Source organism: Serratia sp. TSA_198.1 (assembly GCF_052686505.1).
This window is the reverse complement of record NZ_JBQZFP010000002.1, coordinates 312,749-330,693: the sequence shown is the minus strand read 5'-3', so window position 1 is coordinate 330,693 and position 17,945 is coordinate 312,749. Positions and strand designations below refer to the sequence as shown.

Annotated in this window: 20 protein-coding genes and 1 tRNA gene; 4 read left to right on the top strand and 17 right to left on the bottom strand. The window is 49.7% G+C overall.

Annotation, left to right across the window (positions count from 1 at the left end; genetic code table 11):
- Positions 1-3: 3 nt before the first annotated feature.
- From ccmI to ccmA, 9 genes are all read right to left on the bottom strand, one after another.
- Positions 4-1,215, bottom strand: coding sequence for a c-type cytochrome biogenesis protein CcmI (gene ccmI / locus ACUTSW_RS12960; RefSeq protein WP_062868140.1), 1,212 nt, complete (start codon positions 1,213-1,215; stop codon positions 4-6).
- The gene (locus ACUTSW_RS12955) at positions 1,215-1,682 is read right to left on the bottom strand and encodes a cytochrome c-type biogenesis protein (RefSeq protein WP_006326986.1); all 468 of its coding nucleotides are present in this window, start codon (positions 1,680-1,682) and stop codon (positions 1,215-1,217) included. Before ACUTSW_RS12955 ends, ccmI begins: the two co-directional genes overlap by 1 nt.
- Positions 1,679-2,230: a DsbE family thiol:disulfide interchange protein gene (locus ACUTSW_RS12950; protein ID WP_013813951.1), complete on the bottom strand. Its 552-nt coding sequence runs from the start codon at positions 2,228-2,230 to the stop codon at positions 1,679-1,681. Before ACUTSW_RS12950 ends, ACUTSW_RS12955 begins: the two co-directional genes overlap by 4 nt.
- On the bottom strand, positions 2,227-4,197 hold the full coding sequence (locus ACUTSW_RS12945; RefSeq protein ID WP_445584593.1) for a heme lyase CcmF/NrfE family subunit: 1,971 nt from the start codon (positions 4,195-4,197) through the stop codon (positions 2,227-2,229). Before ACUTSW_RS12945 ends, ACUTSW_RS12950 begins: the two co-directional genes overlap by 4 nt.
- A complete protein-coding gene (gene ccmE / locus ACUTSW_RS12940) occupies positions 4,194-4,688 on the bottom strand; it encodes a cytochrome c maturation protein CcmE (RefSeq protein WP_004947520.1) in 495 nt (164 codons plus the stop codon). Before ccmE ends, ACUTSW_RS12945 begins: the two co-directional genes overlap by 4 nt.
- A complete protein-coding gene (ccmD, locus tag ACUTSW_RS12935) occupies positions 4,685-4,921 on the bottom strand; it encodes a heme exporter protein CcmD (RefSeq protein ID WP_004947521.1) in 237 nt (78 codons plus the stop codon). Before ccmD ends, ccmE begins: the two co-directional genes overlap by 4 nt.
- Positions 4,918-5,655 (bottom strand): heme ABC transporter permease, encoded by a 738-nt coding sequence (locus ACUTSW_RS12930; RefSeq protein ID WP_013813954.1) that lies wholly within the window; start codon positions 5,653-5,655, stop codon positions 4,918-4,920. The genes ccmD and ACUTSW_RS12930 overlap by 4 nt, the downstream gene beginning before the upstream one ends.
- A gap of 118 nt (positions 5,656-5,773) precedes the next feature.
- Positions 5,774-6,433, bottom strand: coding sequence for a heme exporter protein CcmB (gene ccmB, locus ACUTSW_RS12925; protein ID WP_004947525.1), 660 nt, complete (start codon positions 6,431-6,433; stop codon positions 5,774-5,776).
- Positions 6,433-7,053, bottom strand: a complete 621-nt coding sequence (gene ccmA / locus ACUTSW_RS12920) for a cytochrome c biogenesis heme-transporting ATPase CcmA (protein WP_445584592.1) — start codon at positions 7,051-7,053, stop codon at positions 6,433-6,435. The genes ccmB and ccmA overlap by 1 nt, the downstream gene beginning before the upstream one ends.
- A gap of 253 nt (positions 7,054-7,306) precedes the next feature.
- Between ccmA and ACUTSW_RS12915 the strand changes: the two genes are divergently transcribed.
- From ACUTSW_RS12915 to ACUTSW_RS12905, 3 genes are all read left to right on the top strand, one after another.
- Positions 7,307-8,236, top strand: coding sequence for a formate/nitrite transporter family protein (locus ACUTSW_RS12915; protein WP_013813956.1), 930 nt, complete (start codon positions 7,307-7,309; stop codon positions 8,234-8,236).
- Positions 8,237-8,365: 129 nt separating this feature from the next.
- Positions 8,366-8,440, top strand: a tRNA-Arg gene (locus tag ACUTSW_RS12910).
- A 278-nt stretch (positions 8,441-8,718) separates the two neighbouring features.
- On the top strand, positions 8,719-9,321 hold the full coding sequence (locus tag ACUTSW_RS12905; RefSeq protein WP_445584591.1) for a hypothetical protein: 603 nt from the start codon (positions 8,719-8,721) through the stop codon (positions 9,319-9,321).
- Between the two features lie 489 nt (positions 9,322-9,810).
- On the opposite strand, the gene ACUTSW_RS12900 is transcribed toward ACUTSW_RS12905, so the two are convergent.
- From ACUTSW_RS12900 to hxsD, 5 genes are read right to left on the bottom strand one after another with little or no spacing between them, the layout of a single operon-like run.
- Positions 9,811-11,409: a TIGR04141 family sporadically distributed protein gene (locus ACUTSW_RS12900; protein ID WP_241921898.1), complete on the bottom strand. Its 1,599-nt coding sequence runs from the start codon at positions 11,407-11,409 to the stop codon at positions 9,811-9,813.
- A gap of 26 nt (positions 11,410-11,435) precedes the next feature.
- On the bottom strand, positions 11,436-12,065 hold the full coding sequence (gene hxsA / locus ACUTSW_RS12895; protein WP_445584590.1) for a His-Xaa-Ser repeat protein HxsA: 630 nt from the start codon (positions 12,063-12,065) through the stop codon (positions 11,436-11,438).
- Positions 12,062-13,174, bottom strand: coding sequence for a His-Xaa-Ser system radical SAM maturase HxsC (gene hxsC, locus ACUTSW_RS12890; RefSeq protein ID WP_445584589.1), 1,113 nt, complete (start codon positions 13,172-13,174; stop codon positions 12,062-12,064). The genes hxsA and hxsC overlap by 4 nt, the downstream gene beginning before the upstream one ends.
- Positions 13,167-14,561: a His-Xaa-Ser system radical SAM maturase HxsB gene (gene hxsB / locus ACUTSW_RS12885; RefSeq protein WP_445584588.1), complete on the bottom strand. Its 1,395-nt coding sequence runs from the start codon at positions 14,559-14,561 to the stop codon at positions 13,167-13,169. The genes hxsC and hxsB overlap by 8 nt, the downstream gene beginning before the upstream one ends.
- Positions 14,558-14,833 (bottom strand): His-Xaa-Ser system protein HxsD, encoded by a 276-nt coding sequence (hxsD, locus tag ACUTSW_RS12880; protein WP_062868149.1) that lies wholly within the window; start codon positions 14,831-14,833, stop codon positions 14,558-14,560. Before hxsD ends, hxsB begins: the two co-directional genes overlap by 4 nt.
- 338 nt (positions 14,834-15,171) lie before the next feature.
- On the opposite strand from hxsD, the gene dsdC reads away from it, so the two are divergent.
- On the top strand, positions 15,172-16,101 hold the full coding sequence (gene dsdC, locus ACUTSW_RS12875) for a DNA-binding transcriptional regulator DsdC (RefSeq protein ID WP_445584587.1): 930 nt from the start codon (positions 15,172-15,174) through the stop codon (positions 16,099-16,101).
- A 31-nt stretch (positions 16,102-16,132) separates the two neighbouring features.
- On the opposite strand, the gene ACUTSW_RS12870 is transcribed toward dsdC, so the two are convergent.
- From ACUTSW_RS12870 to ACUTSW_RS12860, 3 genes are all read right to left on the bottom strand, one after another.
- The gene (locus ACUTSW_RS12870) at positions 16,133-16,435 is read right to left on the bottom strand and encodes a hypothetical protein (protein ID WP_166728610.1); all 303 of its coding nucleotides are present in this window, start codon (positions 16,433-16,435) and stop codon (positions 16,133-16,135) included.
- A 3-nt stretch (positions 16,436-16,438) separates the two neighbouring features.
- Positions 16,439-17,362 (bottom strand): DMT family transporter, encoded by a 924-nt coding sequence (locus ACUTSW_RS12865; RefSeq protein ID WP_445584751.1) that lies wholly within the window; start codon positions 17,360-17,362, stop codon positions 16,439-16,441.
- A 96-nt stretch (positions 17,363-17,458) separates the two neighbouring features.
- Complete coding sequence (locus ACUTSW_RS12860) at positions 17,459-17,749, bottom strand: hypothetical protein (protein WP_062869705.1); 291 nt, start codon at positions 17,747-17,749, stop codon at positions 17,459-17,461.
- Positions 17,750-17,945 lie beyond the last annotated feature (196 nt).

Below are 17,945 nucleotides of genomic sequence, written 5' to 3'. Positions count from 1 at the left end.
TATTCAGGGAACCTGCTTGTTAATCTGAACGCTAACCTGCTCTTTACCGCTGAAATTCTGCAGCTCACTCTCACCAAACCAGTCGCCCGCCTGCGGCGTGGCCAGACCGTCGTGAGAAATCCGTACCCGCACCTTCACCTGATGCAGCGCCGAAAGCAGGCGTTCAGGCATCATGGCGTTGCTGTCATCCAAAGAGAATGACAGTGGGAAACGGCTTAAGGGCAGTTGTTTTACCGCAACAGGCACCGGGTTGGCACCATCGGTCACCGAAATGACCAGCGTCCCCTGCTGTGGTAAAGCGTTAGTCGCCTCGGGCGATAACGTCACGTTTACATTCAGTTTAACAGTTTCTTCGCCCGCCTGTGATTTTGCTTGTGCAATACTGCGCTTTAACACCTCGGTGCGCTGATCGTTGGCCGGCAGCAGTTTCAACATCACCTGCCAGGCGCCGATCGCCTGTTTGAAATCACCCTGTTCGAAGGCATTGAACGCCAGCAAGCTCAAGACGCGCAGATTGGTATGATCGTCGGCGATCATCTTGCGCAGCATCTGCGTGGCTTGCTTGTTATCCTCCGGATCGTTGGATCGCGTCAACACTTCCGCATAGCCGAGACGCACTTCCAGATTATTCGGATCCAATTGATAAGCATGAGCAAATGCCTGCGTCGCCGTTGTGGCGTTATTCAGCGCCATGCCGACGCGGCCCAGCATCATCCAATCGTTGATGTTGCGATCGTCTTGTTGGAGTGCGGTGCGCAGCCCCAGCCCAAGGCGAGCAATCTCTTCCATGCTCAGCGGCTGAGCACGCTCATTGGCGACGCGCGCACGCAACTCCGGCATTTGGGCTTGCACCTGCTGCCAGTCCATCACCTGCGCCAACCCACCGGTTTTCAGATAGAACCCCAAGGTAACCACCACCAGCAGCAACACGCCAGGCACCAGCGCCCAACGGGTGATCGGTTTCGTCTGCACATCTTGTTGGCCGGGAATGTCGTTCAGCAGGTTCTGTTGCAGTTCTTTTACCAGCACCGGGCGCTCGGCAACCACGCCCTGCGCTTCATCCTGCTCCAGCTCGTGCAGGCGATCCTGATAAAGCGCCTTATTCAATGCGTCGCGGCTGGTGGCCGCGCCCTGCTTGCCCTGGCGCATCGCAGGCACCACCAGCAGCGCCGCAGCGCCGGCCAACAGCACAATAATAATCAGCCAAAAAGCCATTAGGGTTTCTTCCTGTCAGTCTCTTTCAGCAGCGCCGCCAAGCGCTGTTGCTCCTGTTCGGAGAATTCATCGTTAGCAGCGCCGGCACGGCGGCGGCGAGTGCGCAGTATCACCACCGCACCGCCGATCAGCACAAACAGCAACGGGCCAACCCACAGGATCAGCGTCGCCGGGGTCACCGGCGGTTCATAGGTGACGAAATTGCCGTAGCGCGCCACCATATAATCAATGATCTGCTGTTTGTTCTGCCCCTGCATCATCAGCTCGTACACCTTGGTGCGCATGTCCGCGGCGATGATGGCGTTGGAATCTGCGATGCTGTTGTTCTGGCATTTCGGGCAGCGCAACTGTTCCGTCAGCTCACGGTATTGCTGTTCCTGCTCAACCGAATTGAATTTATAGGTATCGATAGCCGCCGCCGCGCTCCAGCTCAACAATGCGGCAAACATCAGGGCAATCAGCCTCATGCTTCACCCCCGTACTTTTTGTACAGCGGCAACACTTCCTGCTGCCAGACGCGTTCGTTCATATCCCCGGCATGGCGGTAACGAATAATGCCCTGCCCGTCGATCAGGAAAGTTTCCGGCGCGCCATACACGCCAAGATCCAATCCCAGCATGCCATCGCCGTCATACAGGCTGAGCGCATAGGGATTGCCCAATGAATTCAGCCAGGTGACCGCTTTGCTGCGGTCGTCCTTATAGTTCAGCCCCACCACGCGAATGCCGCGCGCAGCCAGGGTATTGAGGTATTGATGCTCGGCACGGCAGGTTGGGCACCAGGTCGCCCAAACGTTCAACAACATCGGCTTGCCGGTACGCAGCACCGCCTGATCGAACGTTTTTCCGGGTTGGTCGAGCGACTCCAGCTTAAAAGTCGGCACCGGTTTGCCGATCAGCGCAGACTCCAGCATAGTCGGATCCTCGCCGCCGGCATTGCGCGTCAATTGCACCATAAAGGCCGCCACCAGCAACAGGAACAGGATTAACGGGATAAACAGCAACTTACGGTTCATGCCTGCTCCTCCAGCTTACCTTCACGCTTGAGTTTTTTGTTCATCCGATAGCGCGGATCGAGAATGCACAAGATGCCGCCAATCGCCATAAATACCCCGCCGAACCAGATCCAGCGCACGAAGGGTTTGTAATACAGCCGCACCGCCCAGGAGCCGTCGTCCAGTTCCTCCCCCAGCGCCGCATACAGATCGCGGCTGAAACCGCCGTCGATAGCCGCTTCGGTCATCATGCTGCGCGCCACGCTGTAGTAACGTTTCTCCGCGAGCAACGTGGCTTCCGGCTTGCCGTTGCGCGTGACGTCGATAATGCCGACGCCGCCGCTGTAGTTCGGGCCGCGAATATCGTGCACGTCGCGGAACACAAAGTGGTAGCTGTGAATGTCCACGCTGTCGCCGGCCTTCATGCGCACATCGCGTTCCACGCTGTAGTTCTGGCTGAACGCAATGCCGATCACCGTCACCGCGACCCCGAGGTGGCCCAACACCATGCCCCAGTGGCTGCGGGAAAGGTGGCTCAGGCCGCGCCAGAAACCGTGGCGATGGGTAGCGCGCTCATGCAACTCCATCAGCGTCAGAATAATCACCCACACCGCCATGATCAGCCCGACCACCGTCATGCCGGCGATGCTGTCTTGTAACAGCCACGGCAGCAAGATCGACAGCACCAGCGTGATCGCCAGCGCCACGCTCAAACGACGCCACAGCTTGGTCGGTTCATCGCGACGCCAGCGCACCAGCGGGCCGATGCCCATCAGCAGCGCCATCGGCGCCATCAGCCAGGTGAACATGGTATTGAAGAAGGGTTCGCCGATAGAAATGCTGCCCAGGCCCAGCTGTTTGTGCACCAGCGGCAGCAACGTGCCCAGCAGCACAACCAGCATGGCGGCAATCAACAGCACGTTATTGCCCAGCAGGAAGGTTTCGCGCGAGAAGGTTTCATGCTGCACCCGGCTGCGTACCTGCCCGCCCTTGACCGCGTAAAGCAGCAGAGAACCGCCGATCACGATCACCAGATAGGCGAGGATAAACATGCCGCGCGCCGGGTCGGAGGCAAAAGAGTGCACCGAAACCAGCACGCCGGAGCGCACCAGGAAGGTGCCCAGCAGGCACAGCGAGAAGGCGGTAATGGCCAGCAGCACCGTCCAGGCCTTGAAGGTGCCGCGTTTTTCGGTCACCGCCAGCGAGTGCATCAGCGCCGTACCGGCCAGCCAAGGCATAAAGGACGCGTTTTCCACTGGATCCCAGAACCACCAGCCGCCCCAACCCAGTTCGTAATAGGCCCAGGCGGAACCCAGCACGATCCCCATAGTGAGGAACACCCAGGCCGCCGTGGTCCAGGGCCGCGACCAGCGCGCCCAGGCGGTATCCAGACGGCCGGCCATCAGTGAGGCGATGGCGAAGGCAAACGCCACCGAGAAGCCGACATACCCCATGTACAACAGCGGCGGATGGAAGATCAGGCCGATATCCTGCAGCAGCGGATTGAGGTCGCTGCCGTCGATCGGGAAGTTCGGCAGCGTGCGGGTGAACGGGTTGGAGGTCATGATGATAAACAGCAGGAAACCAGCGGTGATCATGCCCATCACCGACAGCACGCGCGCCACCGCATCCTGCGGCATTGAACGGCTGCACAGCGCCACCGCCAATGACCAGCAACTGAGCAACAGCACCCACAGCAGCAGCGATCCCTCATGCGCGCCCCAGGTGGCGGCGATGCGGTAATACACCGGCAGTTGGCTGTTGGAGTTGGCGGCCACATAAGCCACGGTAAAATCATTCACGACAAAGGCGTGCACCAGGCAGATGAACGCCAGTGCAATGGCGGCGAACATGCCGTAGGTCAGCGGGCGCGCCACCGCCATCATGCGGCGATCCTGACGCGCCGCGCCCCACTGTGGATAAATGCTCAGCAGCAGCGAAATCGCCAATGCCAGGCACAGCAGAAAACTTCCCGTTTCAGGCATCATGACTTGCCGCCCTCATTTTGCGGGGCGGTGTAGGCCGAAGCTGGCCCCTTATGATTTTCTTTCATTGCGTCTGCCACTTCCGGCGGGGTGTATTTTTCGTCATGTTTGGCCAGCACTTCACGCGCGTTAACCACGTTGCCTTCGCCCAGCACGCCTTGCGCCACCACGCCCTGCCCTTCACGGAACAGATCCGGCAGAATGCCGGTATAGGTGACGTCAATCACGCCGCGCGCATCATAAATCTTGAAGTTGACCTGCAGCGTTTTCTGATCACGCTTCACCGAGCCGGGCATCACCATGCCGCCAATGCGCAGGCGTTGGCCCACCTCCGGTTTTTCGTGATCCTCTCCCTTGCCCTGCAGAATTTCACTCGGGGTATAAAACAGATCGATGTTGGAGCGCAGCGCGTACAGCGTCAGGGTAGCGGTCAGCGCCACGCCGATCAGCACGACAATCGCCAGATACAGGCGGCTTTTACGACGTGGATTCACAATGATTTCTCCCGCGGATCAGCGGATTTTTGTTTCGACTGCTGCGACTGACGAATGCGTCGTTCGCGCGCCTGGCGGCGGCTGACTTCATCCAGCAGTTGCCTGCGCTGCCAGCAGGTGTGAGCCACCAGGCCCAGCAACGACAACAGCGTGACGGCCACCGCCAGCCAAACGTAAAAGGCGTAGCCGCCCATGGCGAAAAACGCCGACCAGGAGGTAAATGCGGCATTCATGGTTGGCGCTCCTTGTTGACCAACCCGGCAACCCACGGGCGCTGACGCTCCTGGGCCAGGATCAGATTGCGCAACCGCATCAGGGTCAGCGTAATGAAGAACAGCAGATAGCCGAGGATCGCCCAGCGCAGCGGGGTGCGCATGCTTGGCGCGATGCTCTGTTGCATATTGGTGGAACCCTGATGCAGCGTGTTCCACCATTCGACAGAGAAATGAATAATCGGGATGTTCACCACCCCTACCAGCACCAGAATGCCGGCGGCGCGGCCGGCCAGGCGACGGTCTTCAAAGGCGTTATACAGCGCAATAATGCCCATATAAAGGAACAGCAGCACCAGTTCAGAGGTCAGACGCGCGTCCCACACCCACCAGGTGCCCCACATAGGTTTGCCCCAGGCGGCCCCCGTGACCAGCGCGATAAAGGTAAACACCGCGCCGACCGGCGCCATCGCCGCCACCACGGAATCGGACATTTTCATCTGCCACACCAGGCCGATAAACGCCGCCACCGCCATCGAAGCGTAGATGCCCATTGACCACATGGCAGCCGGCACGTGGATATACATGATGCGGAAGCTGTCGCCCTGTTGATAATCCTTCGGCGCAAAACCAAAGCCCCATACCCAGCCGATCGCCAGGCAGAGGGCGCCGGCCAGCCCCAGCCACGGGACAAAACGGCCGCAGACACGATACAGCCGTTCAGGCTGGGCGAATTGATGTAACCATTTCCACATTGTCGTCATTGCTCACGGTAAATGTTTTAAGGTGGCCCCCCTATCGTGGGGCGACGAAAATAGCTTTCGCGGTGGAACACGCTCTTAACGGCGTTAACCCGCATGTTAATCAGTGATGCTAGTGCACGCTCACTCGCAGAGCGGCGGCGGTGGCAAAGGGGGCCAGCGTTATGCTGCCCGCCAGCATGGCGCCCAGAATCGCCAGATACCCCGCTATCGGCATGCCCATGGAAGCGGCGTCGATAGCGGCGGTGGAAAATATCAGCACCGGAATATACAGCGGCAGCACCAGCAGGCTGAGCAGCACGCCGCCTTTACGCAACCCGACGGTCAGTGCCACGCCGATGGCACCGACCAGGCTCAGCGTCGGGGTGCCCAGCAGCAGCGTAAACGCCACCGCCAGCCAGGTCTGCATATCCAACGACAGCAGCAGCGCCACCAACGGCGACAGGATTAACAGCGGCAACCCAGTCACGACCCAGTGAGCACACACTTTGCCTAACACCGTCATCGGCAGCGGCGTCGGCAACAGCAGCAGTTGCTCCAGCGAGCCATCGAGAAAATCGTCGCGAAACAAACGCTCCAGCGACAACAGCGAAGCCAGCAACGCCGCCACCCAGATAATCCCCGGCGCAATGCGCGCCAGCAACTGCGGTTCAGGCCCAATGCCCAACGGAAACAACGTGATAACGATCAGGAAGAACCACAGCGGATTAACGATTTCCGACCCTTTGCGAAAGGCAATTTTCAGCTCGCGGCGCAATACCGTCAAAAACATCAGAGAGTCTCCGCCAGGCTGATTTTACCTACCGCCTGCGTCGTGCCGGCCAGATCCTGGTGCGTAGTCAACAATACCATGCCGCCTTGCTGCGCATGTTGCTCAAAAAGGCTAATCAATTCAGCCACGCCTTGTTTATCTATTGCCGTCAACGGTTCATCCAGGATCCACAGTGGGCACTCACTTAACCATAAACGCGCCAGCGCGACCCGGCGCTGCTGGCCGGCGGAAAGCTGCGCCACCGGCAAATCCTCGTAACCGACCAACCCCACCTGCTCCAGTGCCCGCCAGATGGCCTGACGATCGGGCGCAGCGCGTACCGCCTGGTAAAATTGCAGGTTCTCGAAGGGCGTCAGCATGGTTTTAATCCCCGGCTGATGGCCGAGGAACAGCAGATCCTGATGATAATTCTCACGGTGGCGCAGCGTATTTTGCCCATGCCAGCACACTTCGCCGCTTTCCGGCTGCGCCAACCCGGCCAGAATGCGCAACAGGCTGGTCTTGCCCGCGCCGTTCGGCCCTTCCACCTGAATAATCTCGCCCGGCTTCACCGTAAAGCTTAACTCGCTAAACAGGATGCGTTCATCACGGACGCAGCTCAGACTTTTAGCTTCCAGCATCGGGAGAACTCATATTTTTCTTTGGGATAGCGAATCATAGCATAAGGCGCCTGCGGCACACAGCCTGCCACCGGCCGCTCGGCTACTCCAATAGGGGTAATATGACGGCCCAGATCAATAATGCGTAGGAAAAACCGACGGCGTTAAACTCTTGTTACTTTTTTCCGCCATTTTCCGCATTTCTGTCGCGCCGCCCGTGTGCCAACTACGCTTGATAAATAGCCTTGGCGACCTCTGACGGAGAAAGTTAATCATGAGCGACGAACAACCCCGCACAACAGCGAATGCCGATGATCCTCTAAAAGTAGAAAGCAAAGAGCACGAACAGGGCAAATCAGAAATCGAGGTAAAAGAAGAGAACCTACCCTCCCGCGCGGCGGCGGTGCATGAGCTTATCCGTATGGAAGGCGAAAAAGAGCTGGAACGCGACTGGGTAGCGTTGCTGTGGTCCGCCGTGGCCGCCGGGCTGTCGATGGGCGCGTCACTGGTGGCGAAAGGCATTTTTCACGCCCGCTTGCCGGACGATCCCAGCCGTTTCTTTATCGAGAATATTGGCTACACCTTCGGCTTTATCATTGTGATTATGGCCCGCCAACAGCTGTTTACCGAAAACACCGTCACCGCCGTGTTGCCGATCATGCACAAACCGACGCCGAGAAACTTCCTGATCCTGTTCCGCCTGTGGGGCGTGGTGCTGCTCGGTAACCTGATTGGCACCGGGCTGGCGTCGCTGGCGTTTATCCATATGCCGATTTTCGACGACAATACCCGCAGCGCCTTCGTCAGCCTGTCGGAAGAGGTGATGAAAAACTCGCCGTCAGAAATGTTCGCCAACGGCATTCTGGCGGGCTGGATCATCGCCACCATGGTGTGGATGTTCCCCTCCGCCGGGGCGGCCAAGATTTGGATCATTGTGCTGATGACCTATCTGGTGGCGATCTGCGACCTGACCCACATTGTGGTCGGCTCGGTCGAGATCCTGTATCTGGTGTTTAGCGGCGCTCTCCCCTGGCAGGAATTTTTCTATCCATTCGCCATTCCGACGCTGGCGGGCAACATTATCGGCGGCACCTTTATCTTCGCGCTCATCAGCCACGCGCAGATCCGTAACGATATGAGCGTTAAAAACAAGGCGGCGAAGCTGGAGGCGGAAAAAGGGGCTGCCAAGGCGAAAAAACCGTGATCGCAGCCGGGGCTACGTACAAAATTCACCGCATATTGGCGAGGGAATGAGCAAACGCACCGCTAAGCGCTTATTCTGCGGGTAAAAAAAGGTATACTGCCCCGGCAGCTCAGGTTGCCGGCCCGCAGGGTCCCCGTAGTTAAACGGATATAACAAGCCCCTCCTAAGGGCTAGTTACTGGTTCGATTCCAGTCGGGGACACCATTTTTTTGTCTATCGACGTCTATCAAAATCCCCTTTTCATTCTAAACTCAATGAGTTAACCAACTCACTTTATCTAGTGTTTTCTACCGAATTCTACCCGCAGCGACGCTTACTTGTTGGTACAAAAGTTGGTATGACAACGTAGCGAGATGATAACTTGATGAGAAAAGCATGTCGAAGCTGCTTCTTATGGGAAAATAAGCATTACTTCCGTAGTTTGACTATATTGCCAACAAAAATTATTATGGATTACAATATAATATACCGTTGGAGATAATATGAAGAAACCAGATATTGGTGTGATTTTCGAAAAAAATATTCCCAGTGAATTTTTTGAGGATTTTGAAAACAGCGTAAAAGCAGAGGGTTTGAATCTGGTTGTTGAGTCCAGAGAACCAACAGGCCCAATGGCTTGTTCAGAATGGTTTATACTTCCTGTTGTTTTCGCATTTATCGGTAAAAGCTACTTTGATGGCTTCCTGAAAGAAATGGGAAAAGAACACTATCAATCTGCGAAAGAAAGTTTGTCAAATTTAACAACAAAAATAATGAAAACACCAAGAATTGAGCCAACACTGTTTGGCTCTCAGGGGAAAATCAGTAGTCATAATTCGTTTTCTCTTGCATTTTCAATTCTCGCTGAAGCTGAGGATGGATACACATTCAAACTACTAATACCGAAATCAATCAGCGATGCCAATTATGGTTTAATTGCGAATAGATTTATGGAGTTTCTTTCTGACTACCATTTGGGGATTAAAACCTTAGAATCTATCGGTTGTGTATTTGAAGGAAATAGACCTCCTTCTGGCATAATTTTCGTACACTATAATTCTGCAACTGATTCAATTGAATGGTTAAACGAAAAAGATTACCGCTAGACGGGTCATGTGCCCGGTTGGTTGGTTGGTTGGTTGGTTGGTTGGTTGGTTGGTTGGTTGAGTAAGGAAAAAGCGGACAAGGTAACTGAAATTTCAAAGTCTGCTTTTCTCTCATGGCTGAAAAATATCATCGTTACAGGCGTTTAAGTCTCAGAAACAGTAACAACTAACATCGCCATATTTTAATCACGGATGAGAGGTTCATAAATAATTTATTTTTTGAAAAACTTTCAATCAAAACATTAAAAATACAATAGATAATTGTGATTACTCTATAAGAAAACATGAAATAAATAACCTCCCTACTTTTATTTTGATAAAAATAAGGATTAATTCAGAGATTACATAATAGGATTTTTTATTACTTAATTTAAAATTACAAAATTTCACCTCTTAACTTAATAGGTGAGTTTTTATAGTCCTCCACGCTCAGGTGGAAAAGTAATTATTTAATATATTTAAAAATCACGAATAGAATAATAAATTATTTTATTCTTTTAATCTGTATTTCTTCTTCTTAAGTATAGTTTCGTCGACAGGTATTTTACATATTCTCACGTTATAACCGAGATTGGTAAGCTGTCTATAGAAATTCTTCAAATTTATTTTAGAAAAAATAGGCAACCCTCTAGGAAAATCAATTTTAGATGCTATCGCAAATACTATATTATAATCACCAGTATTTGGCCTAGGGTCGGAATCAATACGTAATTGTTCAGGAAGCCTAGCATTTAGCTTTCTACGGAACTCCTTATCCCCGACAAATAACTCACCGCTGATATAGCCTTGCGAAAAAAGATGGCTCATGCTTTGCGAACCAGTATAGTATTTTATATGTATGAAAATATTATTATCTTTAATAATATCACAAAACTCTACTTTACTACGCCCCCCGCCATGATAAATGAAATTTTGATCCATCAAAGTAAATGACTTATCCTTAACACATAAATTCTGGATGTAATCTTCTTCACGTTCAAAAGAGTAAAGAGGAAGAGAAGTATAATCCTCATAGATTTCTATCTGGCTTATTGCATGATCAATAGTAGTCAAGAAGTCGGTGTCCGCACAATACCATACCCCATTTCTAAGAACGTAGTTCCGATCTCTATTCTTGATTTCAGCATATAAACAGCGATAAATTGACCATGACTTTATAGACTCGTTCTGTTCATTGAGAGTATAAATGCTCTTATTTTTCATCACTTCTAAAGTGATCTCTATTTTTTTAATACTACAATGCTCAATAAAGTGTTCCAAAGCTATTACCGGATATATAGGGCTATTTGATCTACGCTCAAAACAATACCCCCTCTGCTGCTCCCAATCTACAATCTCCGGCTCACCAAGAACTATATCAGTGAAATCTCCAGAATTAATAATATCGACTAACTCCAGATCAAGGATCTCTACTTCTTCATCATCAGCTTGCTTTATATTATTTACCCACTCGAATTCATTAGGCAACGGCCTTTGATAAACCTCAATTATTTTGTCTAGTAATTCAGTAATCTCATTAAATGAGATATCAGGTGTTATGACAAGGGCATCTCTCCCCGTAACTTTGTCTCCCAACAAATCTTCCGTACACATTCCGGTCAAGGTTGTTAAAATGTCCAACTCAGAGTCAATATTTAAATTTTGTATATTTACTTCCTTAGTACTCTGACTTCTAGTTAGTAAATTCGTTTCATTATGATTCCCTTTATCTAAACTCCTTATTTTGTTTTGAGATATGGCTGTCAACGTAGCCTTAAGACCAAACTCTTTAACAATATAGTTGTCATTGATTAAGTGGTGTCCAGTACCAAAGGGAATAACGAATCTTTCCCCCTTATAATCAATAAGCAAAACAGCACCTGTACTACTGTTTCTACCAAAAACCCCAGGGTCTAAATCAGGCTTGGCTGAAAAAAACAATGTTGCCCACTCAGGTATTTGAGGATCAAAATCTTGTTTAATGAATAAATTAACACGAGCATCCATTAAAGGGAGTTCTATAGGGGCTTTAACTTTTTCAAGATTAAGCAGCTGACCAACTTCTGTTACTATCTTCTTTGCTAAATAAATCGAAAGACGAACTTTCATAACCCCCTCCCTTCACATAGAAATCGTTACCTAGCTAACACATTCAAAGAATTTAAAAGTTGTGTATCTAACGTTTCAGATGCCGGAAGTGGTAATCCATAGGCCATTCTGTAGCTTCTTATTGAAGATCTAGTAGCAGGTCCCATAACCCCATCGATTACACCGTCATAGTAACCTTTATCGAACAATGCGAACTGAACTCGCATTATCAGCCTACGCCGCTTCTCCTTATCAGTAGATACCGCGCCCATTGCTGATGTTGTACCTGTTGTTCTAGAGGTTCCAACGTTTGACGCTTCATTACTTGAACTGAATGAGCGTATAGATGAAGATGTTCCTGAATTCGAATTTGATGACGAAGAAGTTCCGCTGCGAGTCGTTGATGGTGAGCTTGTCGTCTTTGGGTAATATGGTGAGCTATAGTAGCCGCCACCAGAAGACGAACGATGTGAACTGTGACTTCTGTGGGAGCTATGACTGCGATGCCCAGCAATGTAGAACGGGATATCTGTATTGAGTGGAGCCAAGACAAGATCATGATCTTTCAGAGACATATTGGAGATGTCCCCTATATCCATAGCTGAATCGCTTGCCCACACAGAATTGTTTAGAGCTAAAAACCCAGGAAGTAATGCTGAAAAATTAAATTTTTTCATAGTATTGGTCTCGGAACTTGATGAAATTTTCCTTTTGAAGAACTGAAATATCCGGCACAAATGTGTTTTTTACTGCATGTATTGCATTCTTCAGGGTAATAGTTTTTCCAATCAGAAATCGATTGTACTGAGTAATGCCATAAAGCGTTGGGTAGATGGCATAGAGGATAATTAAATATCAAGACATCAAGCCCAGATCGGGATGCTACCCTTACAGCCTCAGATAAATAATTAGCATGCTCACTGTGATCAATGGTGATTTCCGTCCAGTTCTTTCTTGCCCACCCGATTGATTCTAACCCCATAATTGAAATCTGATTTATATTGGAAAAAACACGACTTACATATTCAATTATGTGAGACAGATCTCGATAATTCGCTTTTGTTGGTATTATTCGCAATTCAATATTGATACCCAAATTTCCCGCATTAATCAACCCGCAAACTGTTTCTTTGAAGGCTCCATCACTCCCTACAAGCTGGTCATGGATGGATTGTCTAGAAGAATACAAAGGAATACCGAACGTAATTTTCAATTGATTACATCGTTGTTTCACTTGCCTGGCAAAATCGCCATCTGCAAATGCTCTACCATTAGTGAGTACGTGTAGTGATGTTTCAGGTGAGTTTTCAGCGATGAAATCAAGAAAAGCCAAAAAATCATCACCATATAGCAATGGCTCACCGCCACTAACGCCTACAACACCATCAAGATTGAATGCCGCAATCGCTAACGCGGATTGAGTCAACAGCCAATCATCATTCGCTCTTTTAGGGGGCTGTGAACAGAATAAGCAAAGGTTATTGCACCTTTCCGTCACCAAGACAGTATTATGATTAGCCCGACGAGACAGGATCACTCTGAGCATGTTGCCGTTGTTCACAATGGCAATGTCACCATCTTCAATTGCGTTGAAAAGGCCTCGACTTTCAATGCAAGCGCTATAGCAAGGAAGTATGCTCTCTTCCTGAAATTTTTCCCTTACCAATAAGTTAGGGAGATAAAACTGTGGATTCACTGGCTTTTGTTTACATAACCGATAGAAGCCTGATGGGACCTCATCTTCGCTTTCATACCTGAAAATATCGTTCCTGATAACGTCAGACATAAGCCCACCCTTTCAATACATCAGCCACTTCCCCCCCTTTAGCCAGTTTGTCTATCAGGAATCGGAACATCCCTTTGTGGTATTGGCAAAACGTTGATTTACTCCTGTCTCCAACAGGTTCTCCTTGCATACTGATGTTTTGGCAAGGATCTGAGCCGCAGAAAGGCTGATAAGCACAGGTATCGCATCCCGGTAATGCGAAATTGAATGACGAAGCCAAAACTGTTCGATAGTAGTCGCTTGTCGAAAATGCCATGTTAGCGACCTCCCCTGCACTGAAATCAACATCGCTGTTCACTTTCTGCAGCATACGGCTTTCATCACTGCCATATACTCGGCCGTCATAGTTAAAGAGGATGCAGTTCAGAACAACGCCACTAGGGGATTTCAGATCAGCATAACCGCTAAAACCTGGATTGAAGATCCGTTTCAGGTGTATCGCTGCCGAATGTTCAACAACGGGTACTCCATTTTTGTTATGTTCTACAATGTCTTCTATGAGTTTTTCATAAAAGCCATAGTACTCATCCATAGAAAATGAAAAATTGTCTTTATGCGCAAAACCATACGGACTGACAGGCCTGACAAAAAGATCGGTCAATCCCAACGCCAAGTGTGCCTCGATGATAGAGGATGGGCTTTTAATCAGTTCTTTCGTTACGGTGGTTACCGTAGAAACACGACTTTTTCCCAAATACTCCTTAATCCACTGAATCCCATCTGCAGCTTTTGAGTGCGATCTGTTATTGGTAAGGAGACGGTTCTTATTATGGATAGTTTCGCTGCCATCCAATGACACCGAAAAGGTAATGTTGCGCTCTTTCACCCAAGTGAGAATCGATGATTCCAGCAACGATAAGCTTGTGGCAATCACCATCTCAAACGCATCGGCTCCCAAGATATCTTCACACTGCTCATAGAGTAGTTTCACGAGGTCAAAGCGTAGGAGAGGCTCACCACCTTGCACTTCAATTTTGTACGGTGGCTCTGATAGTTTTTTGATCTGATTTACGATTACGGGGATAAGAGTAGGATCGAGATCATAGTCCTTTGCCCCAACAGCTGCACGACTTACCTGACAGTACTTGCAAGTGTGATCACACCTTAATGTTGGAACAATCATAAAGATTGGATTTACTGCCAAATCACTCATAATCCGCTTTGCAAAGCCTGAACTCAAAACAGAAGCAGTGAACACCAGTTCATCATCCCCAGAGATGAAGAGCTTGCTCTCAAGAGCATCAGCAAGAGTCTGATCATCTGGAAGCGAGTGTTCGACAAGCTGCGAAAAATTTTCCTCAGAGATGAGCTGATGAAACCCAGCCAGGTTACTTAAGAAAACAGTATCATCGTTTATCCGGTCGAAGTTGAACGGCATGAGCTTCATTCCGCTAACCTCTTGTCGATACTACTCAATACGTTATCGATGATCGATGCCCTAACTTGGCCCGTTTGTCTTTGAAGGGACTCCCTGAGCTTATAGTCATTCAGCAACCGCTCAAACTCGAACTGGTTCTCCTCGCTAAAAACGTCAAATGTGATAATCCAGTTCAGCTCATCTTCATCTAACTTCCAGCGCGTGTATGCGCTCATCCAATACAGAGAACTTCTAATTACCCATTCAGAAAGTATTGACTTATTTATTCTTTTTTTCCACATTGCGGTTACCAATATATATTAATAGTCACTATTCGTTATCAATTCACTGAAAACACAGAACTATCTCATTGACATTATCATATATCATTAATTTTAAATCCAATCCAGACACCATCACCACGCAAAAAACACCTATACGACAGCGCACCTTTCCCTCGGTACTCAGCAAGACACCTGGCCCATATTTAATAGCGAATCCTGAACCCCAGCCTAATGACCCGCTCGGTCAGCCAGATAACATATTAATCTCAACCGTTATTTGTAAATAAGAGAAATCGCGTTTCAGCCCCGTAAAATTAAATGCTAAAATTGTTTAATTATAAGCATGGAGGCATGACATGTTCCCCGACAAAAAATATTTTCAACGCGCAAGCCCGCTGACCAGCTATCAATTTTCACGCCTGCATACTTTTGAATGCGTCGCCCGCAACTTATCCTTTTCACTGGCGGCGGAAGAACTGTCTATTACACCCAGCGCCGTGAGCCACAGAATTAATCTGTTGGAAAAAGAGTTGGGTTTTCTTTTATTTCAACGCTTCCATCGCAGAATTACGCTAACACCGGAAGGCGAGCGCATGCAATGGGCATTAAGCCGCTCCTTCGATACGCTGAATCAGGAAATTCTTGATATTAAAAATCGTGAGTTGACGGGCAACCTGACTATTTATTCGCACCCTTCCATCGTGCAGTGCTTGCTGATACCGCGGATCGGCGATTTTATTGCCCAGCACCCCACCATTCATTTGAGCATAGTCACCGGGCAGGAGATCATCAGCCTGGCCAATCGGGGCGTTGATTTAGCCATGTACTTTGGCAAGCTGCCGTCCGGGAAACAAATAGACGAAGCTTTTATGCAGGAATCTATAGTCCCGATCTGTACTCCGCAGTACGCCAAGGCACATAACCTCTACGACGCACCGGAAAACCTGGCAGGCTGCACGCTGCTGCATGACAGGTACAACTCCGGCGAAGACGAATGGTTGACCTGGTCGCAACATTTTGATTTGGCGCTGGATACAGCAAGCAAAAGCATGGAGTTCGATCGCTCGGATCTGGCCGTGCTGGCGGCGACCAAACACCTCGGCGTCGCCATGGGGCGGCTTAATCTGGTGCAAGACTGGATCAAAAGCGGCGAACTGATTATCCCGTTCAGCAACATGACCTTGCCTTGCGAACACTGCTATTTTATGTCGACCATCTCCGAACGCCAGTGGCCGAAGATCCTCGCTTTCAAAGAGTGGTTGATGAAGATAGCTCCTCTGGCCTGATGGCCGGAGGCATTGGCAGGTTTTCTTAAAATCAGCGCCATTTCTTTGGAGTATAAGAGAAATCCAGCGCGCAGTTATATAACCTTCCAGCCTTTGAATAATAAATATGCTTGCGGCTATTATCCCAGGCCACAGCATAGTTATTAGCAAAGGTGATGACTTCAACCGGCATCTGGTTGGATAACCGCATCCGTCTGGTGCTTTTCACCACGGAAAAATCACCATTATCGTAGAGCGTTATCAAAGGATACCCCCAGGCATACCTGGATATTTGTACGGTGAGGGTGAATTGGCTTTCACAGCTTATTTGGTAGTTATGAACATTAACATCCATGGATTATATTTTTGGTGCAACTCCTCTATTGACATAAAATAAATAAGAACAGCTTACGACAATAAGCCCGAAGACGATCAGTACAGAACCCAGTACAAATTCAATTTGCAGCGGCTCACCCAAAATCACCACGCCGGCTAAAATGCCAAAAATGGGGGTCATAAAGGTCAGAATGCCCAACGAAGAGGCCTGATAATTACGCAGCAGAGAAAACCAAATCAGATAGCTGAGAAAAGAGACGATAATCGTTTGGAATATCAGGCTGGTCCAGGCCACAGAACTCAGGTTGAAATGAAGGTTCTCCATCGTCATCGCCAGCAGAGATAACAGCAGACAGGCCCCTGTAAGCTGGAACAACAGCGTCTGTTTGGACGAACAGTTCGCCAGGCGCGTGGTGCGAATGACTATCGTCGAGCCGCCCCAGGACATGCCTGCCAACAGACCATAAATATCGCCACGGAGCTGCGCCTCACCGCCCGAGCTGTCGCCCATCGCCGAGATGGCGAGCACCACGCCGCCAAAGGCCAGAGTAATACCGGCCCACTGCACGGCCGACAAGCGCTCGTGCCGGATAAAAAAATGCAGCCCTATGGCGGAGAATAAGGGAGCGGTGTACAAGAAGACCGCCATATGCGACGCGCTGGTATAACGTAAACCTTCAGAGACGAAAAAGAACTCTAACGCGAACAATAAGCCAACGCCCAAACCGGCCAACAGCGTGGGGCGATCGAATACGAATCTTTCCCTTTTGTAACGCGCCAAAAGGTAGACCGCCAAAGCGGCTATGCCTGACCTGACGGCGATTTGCAGTACGGCGGAGATATCCGGCTCGGCCGCCTTGATCGCGACCTGTTGCAGCCCCCATATGGCGCATATCAGCGTCATGGCGGTAGCCGCTTTGCTGTCTATGTTGTTTCTGGAAATCATCATACCTCCCGCAAACCGCTCTGCTCAAAATACAATGATCCCTCGCCGCGAATAAGAGCGGTGATAGAGAATAAAATCGCAGGAATATCTAAAAGACTACTCTTTATAAACCACTATTTCCTGGTACATCTTAATGACTTCATTATCGCTATCGGTGTCGCCGGTATATTCAGTTTGTTGCGCCACATGAATAACCTTCCAACCCCGTTTCGCCAAATCAGGAATAGTGACACGGCCAACATCACGGCAGGTAAATACCGTGTCGTCACTCAGCCTGAGCTTGCCAATACTAGCATAATCATAAGCTTGAGACTGGCACACGTGCGACTCCGCCGCCATCAACGGCAATGAAAACAAACCAATAAATAACGCCAAAAAAGCTTTCATAGTCATCTCCAGACTCCTTATTAATGCAATCCGTCTAACCGATATCGGCAAAATTAATTCCTCTACCCGTCGGCTTATTTAATGCTCTCATGTCGATTAAATTACACGGTATCCGCCATTCACTGACAAGTGAAAAATATAAGGCTATGCGTTAGCTGAGTTCATCCGAATATTGTTGTCATGGCTTAGCCACTAC

Bases quoted from the DNA above. Each gene is read 5' to 3' on its own strand.
- ACUTSW_RS12915 (WP_013813956.1), top strand. From the start codon at position 7,307: ATGAGCGACGAACAACCCCGCACAACAGCGAATGCCGATGATCCTCTA.
- ccmA (WP_445584592.1), bottom strand. From the start codon at position 7,053: ATGCTGGAAGCTAAAAGTCTGAGCTGCGTCCGTGATGAACGCATCCTG.
- dsdC (WP_445584587.1), top strand. From the start codon at position 15,172: ATGTTCCCCGACAAAAAATATTTTCAACGCGCAAGCCCGCTGACCAGC.
- ACUTSW_RS12950 (WP_013813951.1), bottom strand. From the start codon at position 2,230: ATGAACCGTAAGTTGCTGTTTATCCCGTTAATCCTGTTCCTGTTGCTG.
- ACUTSW_RS12870 (WP_166728610.1), bottom strand. From the start codon at position 16,435: ATGGATGTTAATGTTCATAACTACCAAATAAGCTGTGAAAGCCAATTC.
- ACUTSW_RS12900 (WP_241921898.1), bottom strand. From the start codon at position 11,409: ATGAAAGTTCGTCTTTCGATTTATTTAGCAAAGAAGATAGTAACAGAA.
- hxsD (WP_062868149.1), bottom strand. From the start codon at position 14,833: ATGTGGAAAAAAAGAATAAATAAGTCAATACTTTCTGAATGGGTAATT.
- hxsC (WP_445584589.1), bottom strand. From the start codon at position 13,174: ATGTCTGACGTTATCAGGAACGATATTTTCAGGTATGAAAGCGAAGAT.
- ACUTSW_RS12905 (WP_445584591.1), top strand. From the start codon at position 8,719: ATGAAGAAACCAGATATTGGTGTGATTTTCGAAAAAAATATTCCCAGT.
- ACUTSW_RS12860 (WP_062869705.1), bottom strand. From the start codon at position 17,749: ATGAAAGCTTTTTTGGCGTTATTTATTGGTTTGTTTTCATTGCCGTTG.
- ccmB (WP_004947525.1), bottom strand. From the start codon at position 6,433: ATGTTTTTGACGGTATTGCGCCGCGAGCTGAAAATTGCCTTTCGCAAA.
- ACUTSW_RS12930 (WP_013813954.1), bottom strand. From the start codon at position 5,655: ATGTGGAAATGGTTACATCAATTCGCCCAGCCTGAACGGCTGTATCGT.
- hxsB (WP_445584588.1), bottom strand. From the start codon at position 14,561: ATGAAGCTCATGCCGTTCAACTTCGACCGGATAAACGATGATACTGTT.
- ACUTSW_RS12945 (WP_445584593.1), bottom strand. From the start codon at position 4,197: ATGATGCCTGAAACGGGAAGTTTTCTGCTGTGCCTGGCATTGGCGATT.
- ACUTSW_RS12865 (WP_445584751.1), bottom strand. From the start codon at position 17,362: ATGATTTCCAGAAACAACATAGACAGCAAAGCGGCTACCGCCATGACG.
- ccmI (WP_062868140.1), bottom strand. From the start codon at position 1,215: ATGGCTTTTTGGCTGATTATTATTGTGCTGTTGGCCGGCGCTGCGGCG.
- ccmD (WP_004947521.1), bottom strand. From the start codon at position 4,921: ATGAATGCCGCATTTACCTCCTGGTCGGCGTTTTTCGCCATGGGCGGC.
- ACUTSW_RS12955 (WP_006326986.1), bottom strand. From the start codon at position 1,682: ATGAGGCTGATTGCCCTGATGTTTGCCGCATTGTTGAGCTGGAGCGCG.
- hxsA (WP_445584590.1), bottom strand. From the start codon at position 12,065: ATGAAAAAATTTAATTTTTCAGCATTACTTCCTGGGTTTTTAGCTCTA.